Annotated in this window: 10 protein-coding genes and 1 pseudogene; 2 read left to right on the top strand and 9 right to left on the bottom strand. The window is 65.2% G+C overall.

Features of this window, described 5'->3' with window-relative positions; genetic code table 11:
* Positions 1-2: 2 nt before the first annotated feature.
* From ACTG4X_RS02280 to ACTG4X_RS02260, 5 genes are all read right to left on the bottom strand, one after another.
* On the bottom strand, positions 3-5,168 hold the full coding sequence (locus ACTG4X_RS02280; protein ID WP_440533154.1) for an RHS repeat-associated core domain-containing protein: 5,166 nt from the start codon (positions 5,166-5,168) through the stop codon (positions 3-5).
* 3 nt (positions 5,169-5,171) lie between these two features.
* Positions 5,172-6,182, bottom strand: coding sequence for a DUF2169 family type VI secretion system accessory protein (locus ACTG4X_RS02275; protein ID WP_097197405.1), 1,011 nt, complete (start codon positions 6,180-6,182; stop codon positions 5,172-5,174).
* Positions 6,183-6,200: 18 nt separating this feature from the next.
* On the bottom strand, positions 6,201-8,459 hold the full coding sequence (locus tag ACTG4X_RS02270; protein ID WP_097197406.1) for a type VI secretion system Vgr family protein: 2,259 nt from the start codon (positions 8,457-8,459) through the stop codon (positions 6,201-6,203).
* A gap of 164 nt (positions 8,460-8,623) precedes the next feature.
* Complete coding sequence (locus ACTG4X_RS02265; RefSeq protein WP_097197407.1) at positions 8,624-9,106, bottom strand: Hcp family type VI secretion system effector; 483 nt, start codon at positions 9,104-9,106, stop codon at positions 8,624-8,626.
* Positions 9,107-9,636: 530 nt separating this feature from the next.
* Entirely contained in the window at positions 9,637-9,990 is a 354-nt protein-coding gene (locus ACTG4X_RS02260; RefSeq protein ID WP_440533153.1) for an abortive infection family protein, read from the bottom strand.
* Positions 9,991-10,085: 95 nt separating this feature from the next.
* Here ACTG4X_RS02260 and ACTG4X_RS02255 point away from each other — a divergent pair, with 95 nt between their 5' ends.
* Both ACTG4X_RS02255 and ACTG4X_RS02250 read left to right on the top strand, forming a co-directional pair.
* Positions 10,086-11,624, top strand: coding sequence for an IS3 family transposase (locus ACTG4X_RS02255; RefSeq protein ID WP_097197408.1), 1,539 nt, complete (start codon positions 10,086-10,088; stop codon positions 11,622-11,624).
* A gap of 239 nt (positions 11,625-11,863) precedes the next feature.
* Positions 11,864-12,268: pseudogene (locus ACTG4X_RS02250) on the top strand (ATP-binding protein); the annotation flags it as partial.
* Between the two features lie 31 nt (positions 12,269-12,299).
* Here ACTG4X_RS02250 and ACTG4X_RS02245 read toward each other — a convergent pair.
* Genes ACTG4X_RS02245 through ACTG4X_RS02230 form a run of 4 tightly spaced genes read right to left on the bottom strand, consistent with a single transcriptional unit; the run spans position 12,300 to position 20,166 of the window.
* The gene (locus ACTG4X_RS02245; RefSeq protein WP_440533152.1) at positions 12,300-14,339 is read right to left on the bottom strand and encodes a serine/threonine-protein kinase; all 2,040 of its coding nucleotides are present in this window, start codon (positions 14,337-14,339) and stop codon (positions 12,300-12,302) included.
* Positions 14,340-14,391: 52 nt separating this feature from the next.
* Positions 14,392-15,105 (bottom strand): type VI secretion system-associated protein TagF, encoded by a 714-nt coding sequence (gene tagF / locus ACTG4X_RS02240; RefSeq protein WP_093058945.1) that lies wholly within the window; start codon positions 15,103-15,105, stop codon positions 14,392-14,394.
* Between the two features lies 1 nt (position 15,106).
* Positions 15,107-18,766 carry a type VI secretion system membrane subunit TssM gene (tssM, locus tag ACTG4X_RS02235; RefSeq protein WP_097197411.1) on the bottom strand — a complete coding sequence of 1,220 codons (3,660 nt, stop codon included), beginning with the start codon at positions 18,764-18,766 and terminating at the stop codon, positions 15,107-15,109.
* Positions 18,766-20,166, bottom strand: coding sequence for a DotU family type VI secretion system protein (locus ACTG4X_RS02230; RefSeq protein WP_440533151.1), 1,401 nt, complete (start codon positions 20,164-20,166; stop codon positions 18,766-18,768). Before ACTG4X_RS02230 ends, tssM begins: the two co-directional genes overlap by 1 nt.
* Between the last annotated feature and the right edge of the window lie 6 nt (positions 20,167-20,172).

Genomic DNA, 20,172 nt, shown 5'->3' with positions numbered 1-20,172 from the left:
GATCAGAAAGGTATGTGCGTGTCCGCCGCGGCGGCCGAATTGAAGTTCGGATTGTTGGCGCCGCCCTTGAAGAACTCCTTCAAGGTGCTTTCATGATGCCAGCATCCATGAATGTCCATGTACTCGGTGCCCTGGCCCGGCATCTGACGGGACACGCGATAGATGCTGCCTGTGCTGCCGTGCGCGGGATTGGCCGGATGGGCGCGGACCTCGTACTTGTACCCCCCATCCAGCCATGACTGCTTCAGGCTGGCAGGAGGCGATTTCAGTCCTTGCAGGCTAAGGGCCTTGTCAAGGAAGTTGCGTGTCGGCAGCCGCACGAACCGCCCGGCGGGGTTCTGCCATCGCCGGGCGCCGGGGTTCCATTTCAGGCACGCCAAGCCGAACGGATCGATCCACCCGGTTGGGTTGGGGGCATACATGTAAAGGTTCTGCGCCCCCTCGAGACCGATCGGATCCTGGCTGACAAATCGCCCGACATCCGGGTCGTAGTATCTGAACCGGCTGTAGTGGAGACCCGTCTCCGTGTCGAAGTACTGTCCCTGGAAGCGCAGGTTTTGTTCGATGGCATGCTGAGCTTGAGGTAGCGTGCCAGGCTCCCAGTCATCGTCGGCCTGCGCGGCCTCCATGCGCAGCGTGTTGCCCCAGGCTCTGTAGCTGGCGCTCCAGATGACGCTGCCTTCTTCATCGGTGAGCTCGCGCGGCGTGCCGAGATGATCGTTCTGGTAGTGCCGAACATGCCAGTGCGGCGCCGCGGCGCCGGCAAGCTCGCCCTGCTCGACGGCGCCGGCCCCCGTGCCGGCATCGCCGGCAGGACTTTGGATCTTGTCCCTGAGCGCCCTTTGTGCGGCAAGCATTCGGTCGACAAAGACCGAGTTCGCCCTCCTCGGCTGCCACTCGTCATCTGCCGAGACATCGTTGGCCGCGATGGGAAGCCTCTCGCGCGGGCCTTGGGCGCGTTGGATTTCGCGGCCATGCAGCATGGCCAGGGGAGCCATCCCGCCGGGCTCGTAGACATACACGCGGCGCATGTCACCACGCTGCTCGCTCAGCAGCTGGTTGCCGTCCCAGGTGTACAGGGTCTTGCCGAAGCGGTCCCGCTTGAGGATCCGACGCCCGAAGGCGTCGTAGGCGTACTGGGTTTCCTGTGCGACACCATTCCTCGTGACATGTGCGCCGGAGAGCTGGTGCTCGACGTCCCAGTAGAGCCTGATGACGGTGTGCCTGCCGATCTTCTTTTCGATCAGGTTGCCGTGGCTGTCGTAGCGATAGCGCTTGTCCTCGAACACTTCGACCCGGTTGTCCCGGATCCATCCCACCGATCCTCCGGCGGACGCGGAAGGAGCGGAAGAGGTGGTCAAAAGGTTGTGCGCGGGATCGAACGCGAAGCGCTCGTTCGAGTCACCCTGGTCGGCACTAAGCAGGCGGCCTATGCGGTCGTAGCCGAAGCGGACTCCACCGCAGCGCCGGTCGGCGATCTCCAGCAGTTGGCCGCTCGCGTCGTACCGGTAGTGGCGCGACAGTACGGTCGCGCCGCTGAGATCGAGATCATCGGGCACGCCCGCCGCGCCCCCTCCAACGCCGGGACTCTGCCGCGCGCCCGCTTTGCGCATCCACGCGGTGTGCGCCGTCAGCCTGCCTGCCGGGTCGTAGCGGTAGGCGCTTTGCAACTGCCCCTGGCTGCGACCGGTCTCACGGTGCAGTGCGTCGCGCTCGATGTCGCAGATCACCTGCCCGTCGATATTGACCTGATGCAAATGGCCGCTGCCGTAGTAAAGCCATTCGATGTTCGAGCCATGGGGCAAGGTGGTGCTGGTGCGATGGCCGAGCGCGTCGAAGCGATGGCCGAGCGTGCTGTCGATGCCTTGGCCAACGCGGGCCTCTTGCGTGAGTTGGCCGAGCGCATCGTAGGCCAGCGTGCTCCTGCTGCCAGCATCGTTGGCCGCGTCGACGAGGCGGCCGGCCTCGTCGTAGCCGTAGCGCGTGCGCCTTGTCTGCGGCTGCGCGCGGCCTTCGGCGTCCAATACGTGTCCTGCGACCTGCTTCTCGATCAGTCGGCCGGCGGCATCACGCACGAACGTCGTGACGATGGCATGCCCCGGCAACCGGCCGGCGGGCGCGACCTCGTCAGCCAGCCCCAGGCCCCAGGGGTCCTCGTACGTGGGTGTGGTGCGCTGCGGTGGCAGCACGCCTTGGCGCGTGGAAGCCTCTGGATCTCCGCTGAGGCGCTGCGCCAGTCGCTGCGTGGCGCTCAGGCATCCGAGTTCGAGCTTGCCCAGCAACAGTCCCACGGGGTCGTAGCGGTAGCGCGTGTGGCGGCCATCGAAGCCGATCTCGTCCAGGAGCCGGTTTAGCGCGTCGTAGCGGAAATCGCAACGCGCACCGTTCTCGTTGTGAAGCGCACTCAGGCGCCGTCCGGCATCGTACGCATAGCGCACCTCCGCACCCAGGGCATTGCGGCGAACGAGCGGCAATCCGTCGGGAGCGAGCGTGTACTCGGTGCGGGCGCCCAACGGATCCGTGTGGGCGACCAATCGGCCAGCCGTGTCGTACGCGTAGATCTCGGTCGAACCGTCGGGCTGCTGCATGGACAACAGCCGCCCCAGCGCGTCGTATCGGTAGCGCATAACGTGGCCCAGCGCATCCGTGATACGGGTCAGATGGCCCAGCGCGTCGTAGCTGTAGTGCGTGGACTGCCCCGAGCAGTCGATGAGACGCACGAGCTGGCCGGCTGCGTCATAGACCAGCCGCCGCGTCCTGCCTTGCGCATCGGTCACCTCGGTGGGCAGTCCGCGCGTGTCGTAAGTGTACGAGGTGGCATGGCCGAGCGGGTTGGTCATCTCCAGCAGGTTGCCTCGCGCGTCATACCGGAATCGGGCTGTGGCCCCTGTCGGATCAGTGATGGAGGCTGGCTGCCCCGAGCCCTCCTCGTAGACCGCGCTCGTGACTTGCGGCGACAACGGTGTGCCACCGGGCTCTTCCACCCGGGTGGTGCGGCCCTTGTCGTCGTAGCCGTAGCGCGTCACCCGGCCTGCGGGGTCGACGACGGCAATGAGCTTGCCGAAGGCGTCGAGTTCACGGACCGTGCGGCCGCCCATGGCATCCACGGTTCCGGTCCACTCCTTGCGATCATTGAATTCGTAGACTTCGACGCGGCCCAGATGATCCGTCACCCGTGTCTGCGTCTGGCCGTACGCGAACTCATGCCATTCGCCGAGCGCATTCTGCGAACGCAACACGCGGCCGCGCGAGGTCTCGATGTCGTAGTCGTAGCTCGACCACATGCCCTCCGCTTGGCTCTGCCAGACCATCATGTGATGACGGTATTGGAACTCCCGCACGGCGTGGCCCAGCGCATTGGTCACGCGCACCAAGTCGCCCTCGGCACTGTAGTCGTAGCGCACGAGCACCATGCCTGCATCACCCGACCCTGCCGAAGCCATCTGCTCGACCTGCGTCAGTCGGAACATCGGGTTGCGCGCATTGCTGCGGTCCCGTGCGCTCAGGTTCTCGAAGCGCAGAGCCAGCGTGCGTCCGGCACTGTCCATGACGCCGGTGGGCAGCCCATGGTCGCCATAGCTGATGCGCACGGCGTTGCCGTTGCGGTCCCGCACAGCTTCAAGCGCGTAGCGCTTTCGTCCGCCGACCGCTCCGGGCAGTTGCCGGAACTCCATGCGCTGGGTGCCGTCAGCGTCGACCAGTTCGAGCCGTTGCGCATCGACCGCCGTCAGGGTGATCTGCTCGAACTCGTTGTAGTAGCTGGCCCCTTCGCGCAACGCCGGGAACATGATTTCACGGCCGAATTCGTCAATGACGATCAGCCGGCCCCCTTGCGGGGTCCGCCGCAATTCGATGGCGATGCCGAACGGCAGTGTCCAGCCCTGGCCAAGCCACCCCGCATGACCGTTGCTCGACACATAGGTGCGCTGCCAGCGCAGCGGCAACGGCCCCGGGAGTTCGAAGTCGAGGTCCGGCTCCCCGGCCAGCACCTTGCAGCCCTGCACCGGATTGACGGGGTTGCCCACTTGCGGGCACACAGGGCAGGGCGGTGGGTTCGTATAGCCAGGTGTGCTCGAATCTGTCGTGTGCGGTTCCTTGGGCCGATGAGGCCCTCCTTCCCCGTGCGGCGCCTCCTTGCGCTTTCGCTTCAGATCCTTGAGCTTCTGGATGGCTGCCTTGATGCCGTCGCCTGCCTTGACGCCGGCTTCACCAAGCATCTCCGTCGCCCTTGCGAACTTGGCACCGCTTCCGGCCGCCGCCGCGGCGCCCGCGGCTCCACCGGTGGCGGCCGTAGCTGCCGCGATCACGACGGCCTCGGTCGCCTGACCGACAAGAACGCCGACGGCTTCGCATCCCTTGCCTTGCTTGACCATCTCCTCGATCTTGTCGGCCATCTCGCAGAGTTGGTCCTGGAGCATGTCGGCGGCGAAGTCGAGCAGGTCGTCCATCGAGATATCGCCGTCATACACGGCCTTGAGAACTTCGGCCGCCTGTTTGCCGGCTTCGTAGGCCTGTGTCCCGAACTGTTTCAGGCCGTCCACGGCGCTGCCCACGGACCCCAGTGGATCGGAGAAGAAGGCCTTTATGCCTCCCCAGACGCTGCCGAGCATGTCGCCGACGGCGGAAACGTCCCCGGAGATCGTGCCCCACGCGCCCGAGAGCATGTCCTTCAGGCATCCCGTGGTGTCGTCCGCCATCCGGTTTTTGGAGGTGATGCCCAGCGCCGAAATATTGGTCTTGAGCTTTTCCCAGCAGGCCTTGTCCGCAATGGCCTGGTCCGGATTCATGGAGGTATAGACCTTCGCCGGCGCATTGCCCTTGTTGATGGTCCCCATGTGCCCTTGGAACACCGCGCCATCGCCTTCGATGATCAGCGTGTCGGACCATTCCTTGGGCTCAAACTCGTCCATGTAGGCGCCAGTCAGGACACCTTTGCCTTTCCCGGCCTCACCGCCGTTGCTGACCGGTGCGCGGGAGCGCGCGATGAAATACTCATTGCCGCGCCCATCTGCGCTGGGCGCCGTTTTCTGGGCGCGATCGAAGTAGGCGATCGTCCAGTACGGGACCGGCACGCCGCGGTTGGGCTTGAGTGGCGTGTACTTCCAGTCCGGGGCCTTGGCAAAGGCGAAATGCTCGCGCCGTTTCTCGGCCTGTTCGGGTGCACCCATTGCCTATCGCTCCATCACACTCAGGCTGACCTGATTCAGGTCAGCAGCGGGCGTGGTCAGATGCCAGGTCAATGCGACAGTGCTTGCATCGAGGTCGATGTGCACGGTGCTCAGATCCATTTCCAGGGGGAGCACCACGCCGTTGTGGTTTGCCGTCAGAGCGGTCACCGCATAGTTGGGTAACTTGAAACGCCGCACATCCTCGAACAGACCGGTCAAGGTCACTTCTTCGTTCCCGCGTAGATAGCTCTCGGCCTGCTGGTCATCTGGCGCACAGTTGAAGTAGCGCAAGTCGAAGTCTTTGGGCAAGTGCGGCGCCACGTTCTTGCGCCAGTTCTCATCGGTGGTGCCGATGCGTCCGACGCGCGGAGCCCAGTCTCCTGGTACAGGGCCGAAGCTGGCAGTCCGGTAAGTACGGCCCGGCGCACCAGAGAGAGATTCTTTCAGTGCGAGCAACTGCGGTGCGGGATGGACTTGGTCCTTGCTCCATTTTCGGCGCCCGACAAAGCCTCGACCGACGGGATTGGGCCACCAGACATCCCGCTGCTCGTGATCTTCGATCGGCTGTTCGCCGCCAAAGGCGTACTCGTAGTGCAGCGGAACGCTGCGCACCGGCTCCACGCGGGTCAGCTCCCAACCCGAAATGGCGCGGTGCTGCCAGTGGCGCAGGCCGGTGATCTGCAGTGCCTTGTGGAGCTGACCTACACGGAACTCGGCCAGCCATCGGCTGGCAGGTTCTCCATGAGGCGCAACGGCTTCGCCGGTGATGATGACATCCGTGCGCTCGCGATACGGGACGAGATCGCTGGGCGCCAGCAGGCTGGAACTGCCCGGCTCACCAACATAGCCATCGGTCATCTGCAAGGGCAATTGTTCCTCGCGCAACTGCAGGCCATGCTCGGTCAGGTCGAAACTGAGCTTGACGGCCAGACTGTGGTATTCCCTCGCGTCGTACAGCTCGGTGTCGAAGCCGAAGGCGGGGTAGGGTGTCTCGTTGATCAAAGCAATCGACATGGCGCAGCGATCGGACGACTACTTGTTCAGGTGCACTTTGTTGCCGTCGACATGAACGACAGTAGCTCCAACGATCTTGATCTTGTCGCCCCGCATGGTGATGGTGCCGTTCTTGTGAAGCGTGATGGATGACTTTCCGCTGACGAGCGTCAGCTCGTCGCCCGCGTGATGGACCATGGTGCTTCCGGCGGAGGTCTTGATCGTCTTGCCTACGTCGAGCGAATAGCTTGTGCCCACGGTGGTCGAGGATTTGACGCCCACATGATGCATGTGCATGAAGCCCACGTTGCTCATCCACATGGCACCCACATTGAGGTTGTAGGCAGCGCCGATGTTGGTCATCTGCGCAATGCCTACGTTCTTGAGGCTCGTGAGGCCGATGGTTTCCTGCTTGTTCGATCCAACGGTCAGGTTCTGGTTAACGCCGATCTTCACTTTCTCGTTGTTGCCCACTGTCTCGGTGCGGTTGACACCGATCTTGATCGTCTCGTTCAGGCCGACATCCTCCTTGCGGTTGTCGCCTATCGAGATCGTCTCGTTGTGGTCCACAGTCTCCGTGCGGTTCTTGTGAATGGTGATGGTCTCGTTGCCATCGACCGTCTCGGTGCGGTTGTTGTGCACCGTGATGGTTTCGTCGTGGTCCACCGTTTCCGTGCGGTCGTGCTTCACATGCACGGTCTCGTCGTGGTCGATGGTCTTGGTGCGGTCGTGGCCCACCCAGTGGGTTTCGTCTTTCTCGACCTCGATGTCCTGGTTGCGCTCGGCGTGCAGCCACAGCTGCTCTTCGCCCTTCTTGTCCTCGAAGCGCAGTGCGTTGGCATTGGCGTCGGTCGCACCCTCGGAGCTGCGCGTGAGCAGGCCGCTTTGCGTTGCGTTGGCGGGCAGGTCCCACGGCGGCATGTTGTCGGCGTTGTAGACGCGGCCGGTGACGATGGGCCGGTCGGGGTCGCCGTTCTCGAAGTCGACGATCACCTCTTGCCCGATGCGGGGGATCTGGATGCCGCCGAAATTCGTGCCGGCCCAGGGCGACGACACGCGCACCCAGCACGAGCTGTTCTCGTCCTTGGTGCAGTAGCGGTTCCAGTGAAAGCTGAGCTTCACGCGGCCGTATTCGTCGGTCCAGATCTCGCGCCCCGCCGGGCCGGTGACGATGGCAGTCTGCGGGCCCGTGGTGCGCGGGCGCGGCGCTTCGGGCGCAGGTGCACGAAAGACCTTGCTCGTTGGGATCACCTCGAAGTCGACACGGCTTTCGAACTCCTGCTGCGCACTGGCATCGCCGATGTCCTGCAGCCGCAGGTGCGCATTGGTCACGAGGTATTCGCGGTTGGAGTCGTTCTGCGGATGCCGCTCCAACGACATCAGGCAGCCCGGCACCACGGCACGCAGGTTGCCCGAGCCGTTCGCACGCTCGCCCTGGCTGCCGGTTTCCTCCATGCGCGTGCGCACCAGTTGCTCGCCCTCGGACTCGACCACGTAGTCGCCCGGCCAGCCGTAGCGCTCCTGGCTGCTTTGCGCTGTCTTGCGCGGCATGGCACTCACCTGCTGCAGGCGCGCCTTCGGTCGCTTGAAGTCGAAATCGTCCGTGACCCAGCGGCCGCTTTGCAGCGTCTCGCAGGCATTGAACCTGTCGCAGTGTTCTTCGCGCACGGTGTCGTCGGCGCCGTAGAAAGGGACCTTCTGGTAGCCCGCATTGGTGTACGGCTGGTGCACGGACATGTCGTCGACTATCACGAGCTTGTGGCTGTCCTCCGCATGCTCGAAGTAGTAGTACAGCCCCCACTCGTGCATCAGGCGTGCGACGAAGTCGAAGTCGCTCTCGCCGTACTGCACCTGGAACTCACGCGCCGGGTAGCTGCGGGTGGCCTTTACTTCATGGGCGAAGTCGTAGTCGGACAGCACCTCGCCGAGGATGTCGAGCACGGTCTTGTTTTGAAAGATGCGGTAGTCGCTGGTGCGCGTGGCCAGCGTGAGCCAGGGCTCGATCACGCCTTCGTACAGTGCGCGGCGGTTTTCCAGGCGCAGGAAGCGCACGCGCGTGACCAGGCCCGAGATGTGGCGCTTGCCGCCGTCCGCGCCGGAGCGCCCGTCGAGCACGATGTGCACCGTGAGCGTCTCGCCCACCAACTTCTTGATGTCCACGTTGGCGGCCTGCCGCTCGTTGTAGCCCGCCTGCTCGGGCGTGCTGAACGTGACGGTGTAGCGAAACAGGTTGCTCAGGCCTTCGTCGCCTTCTATGGCCACCGGCTCCAGTGCGGGTTGCCCGCCCAGCATGGGCATGGCGGCACAAGAAGCGGTCAGAACGCGGATTACCCGCGCTGCGCCTGTTGGCATGACACTCTCCCTGGAAATCGAATCAACGCACGAAAATCAAAGCAGCGAGCCGGACCTTGCGACTCGACGAAGCGGAAGCACTCCGCTTCCGCTTCACATACAAAGAGGGATCAGGCCTCTTTGTTTTCCTTGATGTTCCAGCCCAGCACCGTCTCGGCGCCCTTGCCGCCCTTGTCGGTCTGTTCCCAGTACTGCTGCTTGACCTTCGCGGCCTGGAAGGCGTACTGCACGAACACGGCGTCCGAACCCTGCTCGGCCGTGTACTGCACCGAGGTGACCAGCACTTCTTCGAGCGTGACGCGCGTGTATTCGATCTGCGCGCCGCCGGCCTTGCAGACCGACACTTCGATCTTCGCCAGGTGCTTGCCGCTCGCGCAGTTCTTCAGGACGGAAGGCGCTGCCTTGTCGATGCGTGCAAGCACCTGCAGGTCATTGAAGCTCGCCTTGCCAACGCCACCACCACCGCCGCTGACCATGTTGCCGGGTTGCGTTGCGCCCCATGCGAACGACTTGATGTCGGTCCACTCCTTGTGGTTCGAGTCCTTCGATTCGCCGTTTGCGCCTTCAACGCGCATGAACATGTCCACTGCCATGGTGATTTCCTCCCTGAAATTTCCGAAGATTGGTTCAAAAGCGACTGCTGCCGCTACATCGAGGGAGAAATCGGCTCGAAATAACTCTACGCCTCGGTCAAACACCTATTGCGTCATTCTCCCCTTTATCATTCGACTTTAATCGTCGCAGGGCCAAGATGAAAGCACCAGAAATTACTACCTGGCATCAAATGAACGCCTGCGTCTGACATGCTCTGAAGCTCTTTTGCCCCGTCGCTTGATCGAAGGAGATGATTCGCAGTGCTCGGCTTGGTCAAGCGTCAGTGCGCATAGATCAGCCTTATGCATCCTTTCCCCTTTCTTCGGCGTTACGTCGGCGATCTGTCAACAGACTTCACCTCACTTTTCCAGTCGATGGTAGCTGTTGAGGCAGACTTGGCGCGATGTGCCGAGGTCGCGAAGTCGATGTGCAGCGACATCTGCGGGCCGCCAAGGAGCGGTCTTGAAGCATCTCATCTGGCTCGCAGACCCAGTGCCTGATGTCGGTTCGTACGCATTAACCCGAGCAGTCAGGGCCCGCGCTCCGCAAGGAATACCGCGAGCGTTGAGGCGGCGCCGACAGCCAGCTTGGCATGTCGAGCCTGCAACCCTTTCGAGCCGGACGCTTTACCGTGTCCAGTGCCGTAGTGGTTGCGCAGTTCGGCCACACCTTGGGTGATAGCTCCCAAGTTGCTGAGCAGCCGTTTGATGGTGTCGCTAGCCCTCGCTGCGTCAGGAATATCGGCTGGCGTCAAGTCAAGTTCCTTCGCCGTCAGCTTGACCAGCTCAGGAATGTCTGCATTCTTGGAGAACACGATGCCGCGCTCCGTCAGAATGGTCTTGCAGCATGTCTCGACAAGCTCTTTTGCCGTGCCAATGGCCAAGCCCGGGTCATTTGCTGTTGATTGCCGCCGAAAACTGACCCAGTTAGATCAGTAAGGGGATGCGGACAAAAACTTGGACTACCAGGAGGTAGTTCATGTATTCATACGAAGACAGGATTCGAGCGGTCGAGCTGTATATCAAGCTCGGCAAACGCGTCAGGGCGACCATTCGTCAGCTGGGTTATCCAACCAAGAATGCCCTGAAGGGCTGGCACCGCGAATACGAGCAGCGGCTCGATTTGCCTGTGGGCTATGCGGGCCGAGTCCCCAAGTACTCGCAGGCGCAGAAGGAGGCGGCTGTCGAGCACTACATCACTCACGATCGCTGCATTGCCGCAACGATGAGAGCCTTGGGCTATCCGGGTCGTGGGACGTTGACCGCATGGGTTCGCGAGGCGCTGCCTGAGGCCAGGAAAGCCATGGTTGGGAGGGCTGCTCGCCCAAGGTATCCCGAGGCGTTGAAGCAGGCCGGAGTCATCGGGCTTTGCAGTCGACAAGAAAATGCGCAGGCGGTGGCTGAAAGGCTGGGCGTGTGCAGGCCAACGCTGTACAACTGGAAAAACCAGCTACTCGGCCCGGAGGCTGCCGCATCCATGAAACGCAAGAACAACTCACCGCCAGTACCAGAACTGGCAGAGCTGGAGCGACAACTCGAATCGCTGCAGCGTGACATCCGGCATCTGCAACTCGAGCGCGACCTTTTGAAGAAGGCCAATGAAATAGTAAAAAAAGGCCTGGGCGTCGATCTGCAACTCCTGACCAACCGGGAGAAGACATTGGTGGTTGACGCCCTCAAAGAGCTCTATGCCCTGCCAGAGCTCCTTGCTCAGTTGGATCTGGCGCGCAGTTCGTACTTCTACCATCGAGCCCGTGTGAAGGTGGCAGACAAATACCTCGCTGTGCGTCGCAGCATTACCGATATCTTCGAGATGAATCACCGCTGCTACGGCTACCGCAGGCTGCAGGCTTCGCTGACAAGGCAGTGCGTCACCATCTCTGAGAAGGTTGTGCAGCGGTTGATGAAACAGGAGAGCCTGGTCGTCTCCAAGCCGAAGCGGCGTCGGTACGGCTCCTATCTGGGGGAGATCAGTCCAGCGCCCGAGAACCTCATCAATCGCGACTTCCACGCCGCAGCGCCGAATGAGAAGTGGCTCACCGACATCACCGAGTTCCAGATCCCGGCCGGCAAGGTGTATCTCTCGCCCGTCATCGACTGCTTCGATGGCCTGGTCATCAGCTGGTCCATTGGGACGCATCCAGACGCTGAGCTCGTCAACACGATGCTGGACGCAGCCATCGAGACGGTGGTCGATACCAACGACCGGCCCGTTGTCCACTCAGATCGCGGCGCCCACTATCGCTGGCCAGGCTGGCTGTCGCGTATCGGAGAAGCGAAGCTCATCCGCTCGATGTCCCGCAAAGGGTGCTCGCCTGACAACGCGGCGTGCGAAGGCTTCTTCGGCCGGCTCAAAACGGAAATGTTCTACCCTCGGGACTGGAAGGCCACGACCATTGAGCAGTTCATCGAGGTAGTTGATTCCTACATCCGTTGGTACAACGAGAAGCGGATCAAGATCTCCCTTGGCTCTCGCAGCCCCATCGAATACCGACAAAGTCTCGGACTCTCGACATAAAACCAGTCCAAGTTTTTATCCGCACCCCCCTAGGATCAGAGATCAGCGGAATTCAACAGAGATGGACTACGTCTCTGGAGACCAACGCCCCGTAACGTTGCGCTGAAATCGACCACCCATTAAATGCGACTCCCGGATGGGATTTTCTCAACAACTACGGTTCCAACACGCCAAGTGCAATGTCGGAGTTGTTGCATAACTTGTTGATTTCTATGGAATCTGCCATTCAATAACTTTGGAGCCACACACAGGGCAAGCTCAGCGGCCCGCTGCTGGACCGCATCGACTTGCACATCGAAGTGCCAGCGGTGTCGGCGCAGTTGCTGCTCGAAGCGCCGCCCGGTGAATCGACCGACAGCATCCGCACCCGCGTGGTCGATGCGCGCGAGCGTGCGATACGGCGGCAAGGCCACGCCAATCAATCGCTGCAAGGCGCTGCCATCGACCGGCATGCCGTGCTCGACGACGCGGCGCGCAAGTTCATGTTCAACGCGGCGAACAAGCTCGGCTGGTCGGCGCGCAGCACGCACCGCGCACTCAAGGTGGCGCGCACGATCGCCGATCTGGCGGGGGCGGATGCGGTGCAAGCGGCGCATGTGGCGGAGGCGGTGCAGTACCGCAGGGCACTGCGCGGCGCCAAATGAACGCAGGAGCCCAGCCGCGGCGCAGACCGTACTACTTGAACTCGTGGCTCACCACAGGCGCCGACTTGCTGTCCTGCACCGTCACGCGCTGCCGGAACACCTCGAGATCGCCGTTGCGCACTTCGATGTTGTAGATGCCCGGGCGCAGCGACAGCGACTTGAGCGGCGGGCTCACGCCGCGGTCCGCGCCGTCGACGAACACCTGGCCCCAGGGGCGGACGTTGAACACCACCCGGCCCATGCCGGGCGAGGCTGCAGGCGTGGCGGGAGCGGCAGCAGGTGCGCCCGGCGTGCCGGCGGGTGTGGCACCCGCCACGGTCGTCGTCGTGGTGCCCGGCGGCAACGTGCCGGGCGCGACGGGCACTGACGGCGGCGAGAGCCGGTTGATTTCGGCGATTGCATTGCGCGCCTCGCGCGCATGCACGCCGCGGCGGTAGCGGCGCAGGTAAGCCTCGTAGCCTTCGCGCGTGTTCTCGGTCTGCGCGAGGTTCCAGTCTTCGGCTTCGGCGGTGGCCAGCGCGGATTCGGGCGGCGCGGCCGGTGGGCCGACCGGCACGTTCTCCAGCGGTGTCAGCGGCGCCGTGGCCGTCGCGGCGGGCGCACTGGCCGGTGCAGCGGGCAGCGGCGCTGCTGCACTACCGCCGGCCGCAGGCGTTCCAGGCGCGGCCGGCACGCCATCGGTGGTGGTGGCCGGCGGCATTGCCGCCGGCGGCGCGGTGTTGCTCGACATCGGCGCGGCCGGAGGCGGCACCGGCACCATCGCGGTCTTGGTCTCCTGCGGCTGCATGCCCGAGGTCAGGCGCAGGCCGATCCAGCTGCCCACGGCCACTAGCGCGATCAGCAGCGCGCCCACCATGCCCCACGGCGGGCGCTTGAGCTTGTTCTTCTGCGCGGTTGGTGCTGCGGCTTTGTGCCCTTGCGCCTTGCTGCGGTCCTGCGGTGCGACGCGCGGTGCGGGCGCCGGCACTGGCGTAGGCGCTGCCCTCGGCTGCTCCGGCGCTGCCACCGGCATCGGCTCCAACGGCACCGGTGCCGACATCGGCGAGAACTGCTGCGGCACCAGCGGCGGAGGTGGCGGCGTCGCCGAAACGGGCGCCGCGGGAATGATCACCGTCGGGGCGCTCATGCCGCTCACGTAGATGTCGCCGAGCTTCACAAGCCCCAGCTCGGCCGCGAAGGCGGCCACGGTCTGCGTGCGGTCCTTGCTGTGCACGGCCAGCGTGTGGTCGACCGCGGCGCAGAAGCTCTGGCTCAGGTCGTCGCGGCCCATCGACGACAGGGGCACGTAGGCGTCCTGCACGCTGCGCACCACGGCCGAAGGCGGCGGATGGCCCGTGACCGCGCGGTACAGCACTGCCCCCAGCGCATACATGTCGGTCCACGCGCCCTGCAGCAGCGTGTTGTCGTCGGCGTATTGCTCGATGGGCGAGTAGCCCGACTTCACCATCACCGCCACTTCGTCGACGAGGTCGGCGATCGACTTGCGCGCCGCGCCGAAGTCGAGCAGCACCGGCAGGTCGTCCTGCTGGATGAAGATGTTGTCGGGCGCGATGTCGCGGTGGAAGCACTGGCTGCGGTGCAGCGTCTCCAGCGCGCCCAGCAGCGGCCCCAGCATGCCGAGCAGCCAGGGCTCGGTGATCCTGCCCGGCTCGTCTTCGGCCAGGCGGCGCAGCGTGCGGCCCTTGTAGAGCTGGATCGCCATGTAGGCGGTGGAGTTGGCCTCCCAGAAGCGATGCACGCGCACCAGCGCCGGATGGCTGAACTGCGCGAGCGTGCGCGCCTCGTTGATGAAGCTGCGCAGGCCCGCCTGGAAGGTGGCCGTGAGCCGCTCGGAGCGCACATGCACGCTGTTGTCGCCCACGCGGCGCGCGAGCATCGAAGGCATGTATTCCTTGATGGCCACCTCGCGCTGCAGCGAGTGGTCGTAGGCGCGGTAGACGATGCCGAAGCCGCCTTCGCCAATCACCTCCAGCAGCTCGAATTCGGCCAGCCGGTGGTTCACGCCCAGCGGGTGCGGCCGTTCGTCATCCGTCTCGGCCGGCGGGCTTCCGATGCCGTGCGTCGTCGTCATGCTTCTCCTCCTGCGGGACTGCTGTGGCCCCTATGGCCGGTCTGGCTCTTCTTCATGCCCATGGCACATGCCCCTGCGAAAACAACTTGGAAAACAGCGGTGTGTTGAGGCCGCCGCCGTGGGCAGCGGTCCGCAACGGCGATCCGTCGGCTTGATTGGTCCACCAGTAGCTGGTGCTGCCGAAAGGGTCGAAGCACAGTGGAAGCTCTGGCCAGCCCAGGGGCTGCTGGGCACTCGCGCCACCGGCTGTAGGCCCGAGGATCGAGAGGATGTCGTCCGAGCCGCCGCTGGCGGTCTGGAAGCCGGCACGGCCCGCGGCCAGCACCTGGCTGTCGAACTGGTCGGGCGCCACGCCGTGGCGGATGGCCTGCAGCAGCGCGGTGCCGCACTGCCGGTACCACGCGGCCGAGCCTTCGAGCACCGATGGGCGGTAGTTCTGCGCGGCCACCTGCAGCGTGATGCACACGGGGTAGTAGCGACCCACGCGGTCGCAGCTCGGCGCAATGCAGCCGAACTGCACGGCGTCCACGCCCTGCGTGGCGGGAATCGCGAAGTTCCATACCGGCGCAACGGCGTAGTGCCGCGTCATCGCATCGGGCCAGCGCTTGAAGCTGCCCAGGCCGTTCTGCATCCAGCGGTCCCACCACGCCTGCAGTTCGCGCGGCATGCGGCGGTAGAGAAAGTCGCCGGCTGCCGGCAGCTTGCCGTACCAGCCGATCTGTTCGTCGACTGGCACCCAGGCCTGAGGAGGAATGCTGCTGTTCATTTCAGGATTTCCCCGGGCAGGAGAAGCCGTTCATCTGCGGCAGGCGCAGCGGGTTGTAGACGCTGTTGGCCGTCACCGCGAGCACGACCTTCCTGCCCTGCAGGTCGAAGCTGGCGTTGAACGATTCGGGCGAGCTGCCCGCGGAGATCGAGGCCTTGTCGAACAACCGGTGCAGCGCCCACGGCCCTTCGGTCACGATACCGCCGGCCGGCGTGCCGTTGGCGGTGGTCACCTGCAGGCGCACCTGGTTGCTGTTGCGCGGGCCGGGCCACTTGATGGTGCTGGGCGCCTGCGGACCGTGCGCGTAGCGCACCGTCTGCCCGTCGACGTCGAGCGTGAACTGCGTGAGCGCCGCGTCCATGTCCTCGGGCCGGATGTCGATGGTGAACGAGGGCGTGCGTCCGCCCGCCATGCCCGAGAAGAACACGTCGCGGATGGCCTGCGCCTTCTGGAACGAATCGAGGTACGCCGAGCGGCCGGCCGCGCTGCCGTCCACGCCGCGCTTGAAGGCCCACGGGTTGACCGAGGTGTCGACCTGCGTGACGAGGTTCTTCTGGAAGAAGTCGTCCATCATCCCGCCCGGCGCGAACAGTTGCGCGAAGTCGCCCGAGGCCACGTCGCGGTTCGATCCACGCGTGAACGGATAGCGCCCCGCGATCGCCTGGTTGCAGAACGAGCCGATGCTCGCCGCCGCGCTCTGCCCGATGTTCTGCCGCGTTACCGCCGCCGCCTTCGACGACGCAGTGGCCGACAGGTCGTTCAGCATGCCCTGGAACGGCACCGGCAGGCGCCCGGCCTCGGCCTGCACCTTGGTGACCGAATCGCTGGTCGGCGGAATGTTGCCGCTGCGCAGCGCGGTGTCGGTGGCGGTGAGGTAGTTGTAGAGTTCGTTGATGAGCGCGGCCGTCGCGTCGATGGGGGCCTGCCCGCCCTGCTTGGGCGCGGTCACCATGCGGCGCAGCGGCTCGAAGTGGTTGTCCACCAGCGACTCGGGGCGGTCTACCCGCGTGTTGCGGCGCTGGCTGCCGTCGGGCTGGCCGATGAGCTGTTCGATGCGCTCGCGCGTGCTCTGCACGCGGTTCTGCGCCTGGTCGAGCAGGCTGCGCGCGGCCTCGTCGTGGTTGCGCAGCAGGTCGGTCTCGCGCGCCGCGCCGCGGATGAGCCGCGACATCGGCGACTCCGCGGTCGAGAGCACGCGCGTCATCTGGATGCTCTGCAGCAGCGAGCGGCTGTCGGCCAGGCGGATGTCGACGAGGTAGTCGTCCCACACCTTGATGTAGTCGGTGAGGTAGAGCCGGCGCACTTCGCGCAGCAGCAACTCGCGCGAGGTGATGTCGGTGATGCCGGGCGCGCGGATCTGCAGCACCCAGCGGTCTTCCTGCTCGAGCGACAGCGTGGTCTCGGCGATGCGCTTGTCGAAGATGTCCCAGTAGCCGCGGTAGGTGAACAGCGTGGGAATGCCGTCGGTCAGCGGCTTGCCGCTCGCACGGCGGATGACCAGCGCCGATTCGGCCCCGCCCGCCTCGGCGATGGTGAAGGCATTGGGCTGGCTGGTCTGCAGCAGGATGCGGCGCAGCCGCGCATACGAGCGCTGCGCCAGCGGCACGCCGGCCAGGCGCTCGCGCGTCTGCGTGATGAGCCGGTCGTCCTTTGCGAACGGCGAGGTCAGCACGCGGCCCACGAACAGCGCTTTCAGGTGCGACTCGAGGTTCGCACGCTGCTCGCGCGTGAGCGAGGCGCCGATCTTGCGGTCCACGTCGGCGAGCAGCCAGGCCTGCAGGAAGTCGGCGTCGTAGCGCTCTGCGTCATACAGCATGAGATACGCCTTGAGCGCCTCGTAGCTGTATTCGGCGTCGATCTTCGCGGCGTCGCGCAGCGACTGCTCGACGCGCTGCGCGGCCTGCGGCAGCAGCACCGTCTCCAGCGCGCGCTGGTACACGCCATCAGTTGCGGCCTGCAGCTTCTCGCCCTGGTAGAGGCCGAAGCGGTAGGACGTGGGCGGATCGCCGATGTCGAAGTGGCTGGACTTCGGCAGGTCGCGCAGCTTGTCGAGGATAAGCAGCGAGCTGGCGATGTCGCCACTCGAATCGACCACCGTGGGTAGCTCGCCGCGCGCGGCTGCCTTGTTGAAGGCCTTGGCGTTTGTGTCGACCTCGGCCACGTAGTCTTTGTTGTTGCGCCAGCTGTTCACGCAGGCACCCAGGAACAGCACCAGCAGCACGCCGATGGCGCTGTAGCCCGCGATGTCGATGGCCCGCTTGCGCCGGTACCAGCGCAGGTTGGTGCCGGCCACGCCAGCGTCGCGGAAGATCACCTGCTGCAGCAGTTCTTTCAGGAAGTAGCTCTTGCCCGGGCCCGGCGGCGGCGCCGGCGGCGCGTTGACCTGCAGGTAGCGCTTGATGGCGCCCATCACGCGGTCGAAGGCCGTGCCTTCCTGCGTGCCGCTGGTGAAGTACACACCGCGCAGCATCGACGCGGCCTCGAACTTCGACGGGTTGAACACGTCGGCCAGGAAGGTGCCGAGGATGTCCTCGAAGCTCGCGAACTGCTGCGGCAGCAGGTAGGCCTGCGCGCGGCGCATCGGGTCGGACTCGGCCGCCAGCAGCTCGGGCAGGCGCTCGTCCAGGCGCTGGTGCAGCAGCTTGTATTCCTGGTGGAAGCGCTCGCGCAGGTCGCCGCTGCCCACGGGTGCCGCGCCCTTGCCGGCCTTGTTCGCCGGGTTGCCCTGGATCGGGAAGGTGAAGCCCCACACCTGTTGCCGCTCAGCTCGGCCCAGCGAGCCGAAGTACTCGTTGAAGCCGGCCAGCAGGTCGGTCTTGGTGACCAGCACGTACACCGGGAAGTCGATGCCCAGGTCGTTGCGCAGCTCCAGCAGCCGCTTGCGCAGCGCCATCGCATGGCGCGCGCGCTGCGCGTCGTCGGCCAGCGGCAGGTCGGCAATGCTGATGGTGAGGATCGCGCCGTTGATCGGCTGGCGCGGACGGAACTTCTTCAGCAGATCGATGAAGCCCTTCCACTCGCCCTCGTCGGTCTCGCGGTTGCTCTCGTGCGTGGTGTAGCGGCCGGCTGTGTCGATCAGCACCGCTTCGTTGGTGAACCACCAGTCGCAGTTGCGCGTGCCGCCGATGCCGCGCACGGCGGCCTTGCCGAGCTGGTCGGCCAGCGGAAAGTCGAGGTCGGAATTCACCAGCGCTGTGGTCTTGCCCGAGCCCGGCGCACCGATGAAGATGTACCAGGGCAGCTGGTACAGGTACTGCCGGTCGAACAGCGAGAAGCGCCCACCGGACTTGCCGTCGGCCCCTTCGCCGAAGCGCATGTTCTTCAGGATGGCCGTGGCATCGGTGAAGCCGCTTTGCAGCTCCTTGATCTCGGGCGCGTCCTCGGGCTTGGCTTCCTTCTCTTTCTTGGAAGGGGTGCGCAGCTGGTTGAGCAGCTGCGCATTGAGCCGGCGCTCGCGCCACTTGCGGTAGATGACGCGCGCGATCCAGATCGCGAACATCAGCGCGATGACCACGATGCGCACGATCTCGTCTTCGAGCGGGCGGTAGCGGCCCACCGCGATGGCCGGGCCGATGATCCAGATCAGGAAAGCGAGCGCGACCAGGCCCAGGAAGACCCACAGATCGCGGCTGATGAGAAAACGGAAGATGGCGCGCAGCATCAGCGGGTGCCTCCGGGCTGCGGTGCTGCTGGAGCGGCAAGTGGCGCGGAGTTGGCGGGCACGCCGGCCACGGGCGCCACCAGCAGCGTCACCTCGACGCGCCGGTTGCGCGCGCGGTTGGCCGCGGAGTCGTTGGGCACGAGCGGGTCGGCATCGCCGCGGCCTTCGGCGCGCAGGCGTTCGGGGCGCGCAAGGCGCGTGGCGATCATTTTCTTCACCGCGTCGGCGCGGGCCTGCGAGAGTTGCCAGTTGGAGGGAAAGCGCACGCTGCGGATCGGCTGGTCGTCACTGAAGCCGCTGACCAGCACGTTGCCGTCCACGGCGTTGAGCGCATCGGCCACGCGCGCGAGCACCGGCGCATAGCGGTCGAGCACGCGGTCGGAGCCCGAGGCGAACAGGCCGTCGCCGCGCAGCACCACCACGCTGCGGTCGGCCTCGTCGCGCACGGTCAGCAGGCCGTCGCGGATCTCTGGCTCGAGAAAGCGCTGCAGGCGCGGCGTTGGCGCTGGCATGACCACGGCGCGTGCGGTCTGCGGCAGACGTACCGCGTTGACGGCCGCGAAAGCACCGTCGGAATGGCCAGCGAGGTTGAAGGTGAGCAGCGCGAACACGACGAGCAGCAGCACCGCCGCCACCGCACCCACCGCCCACACGGGCAGCCAGTTGCGTGCGCGGCGCACAGGCGCGCTCGCGTCCTGCCAGTGCGGCGACAGCGGCACGGCGATTTCGCCGCGCGTCTGCCGGATGATCTGCAGCAGCCGCTGCTTGAGCGTTTCGAGCTGCGTGCGGCCGTTGTCGATGACGCGAAAGCGCCCCTCGAAACCCATGGCCAGGCAGAAGTAGATGAGCTCGATCAGGTGCAGGTGCTGCTGCGGGTTCTGCACCAGGCGCGACAGCAGCTGGAAGAACTTCTCGCCGCCCCAGGTCTCGTTGTGGAACATCACGAGCAGGCTCTGCGACGACCAGATGCTGCCGCCCCACGGCGTGAGCGCCGCGGCCTCGTCGACTGCCGTGCACAGGCAGTAGCGCGCACCGATGATCACTTCGGGCGAAATGCCCGCCTGCTGCGCGCGCGTTTCGAAGCGGCGCACTTCATCGACAAGGTGCTCGCGCAGCTGCGCCGGCGCGGGATGGTGGCCGGTGGCGCGGATCTGCGGAATCAGGTCGAGCAGCGGATTGGCGGCCGCCACCAGCGGGTTGTTGCCCGCGAGCGCCGTGTCGCCCGCATGCGGGCGCCGTGCGTCGTGCCATGCGGTGAAGGAGTCGGGCTGCGCGCCAAGGCCGCTACCACCACGCGAGGCATTCGGCATGCCGCCTGCGTCGCCCATTGCATTGCCGCCGCCGGGATTCGGCGGCACGAAGCCTCCCGGACCGACGGCCATGTCGTTGACACCGTTCATAGAGTC

It is taken from the genome of Variovorax sp. YR566 (assembly GCF_051992195.1).
Taxonomy (GTDB): Bacteria; Pseudomonadota; Gammaproteobacteria; order Burkholderiales; family Burkholderiaceae_C; genus Variovorax.
Note: the sequence above shows the minus strand (reverse complement) of the source record. Positions and strands in the feature narration are given on the sequence as shown.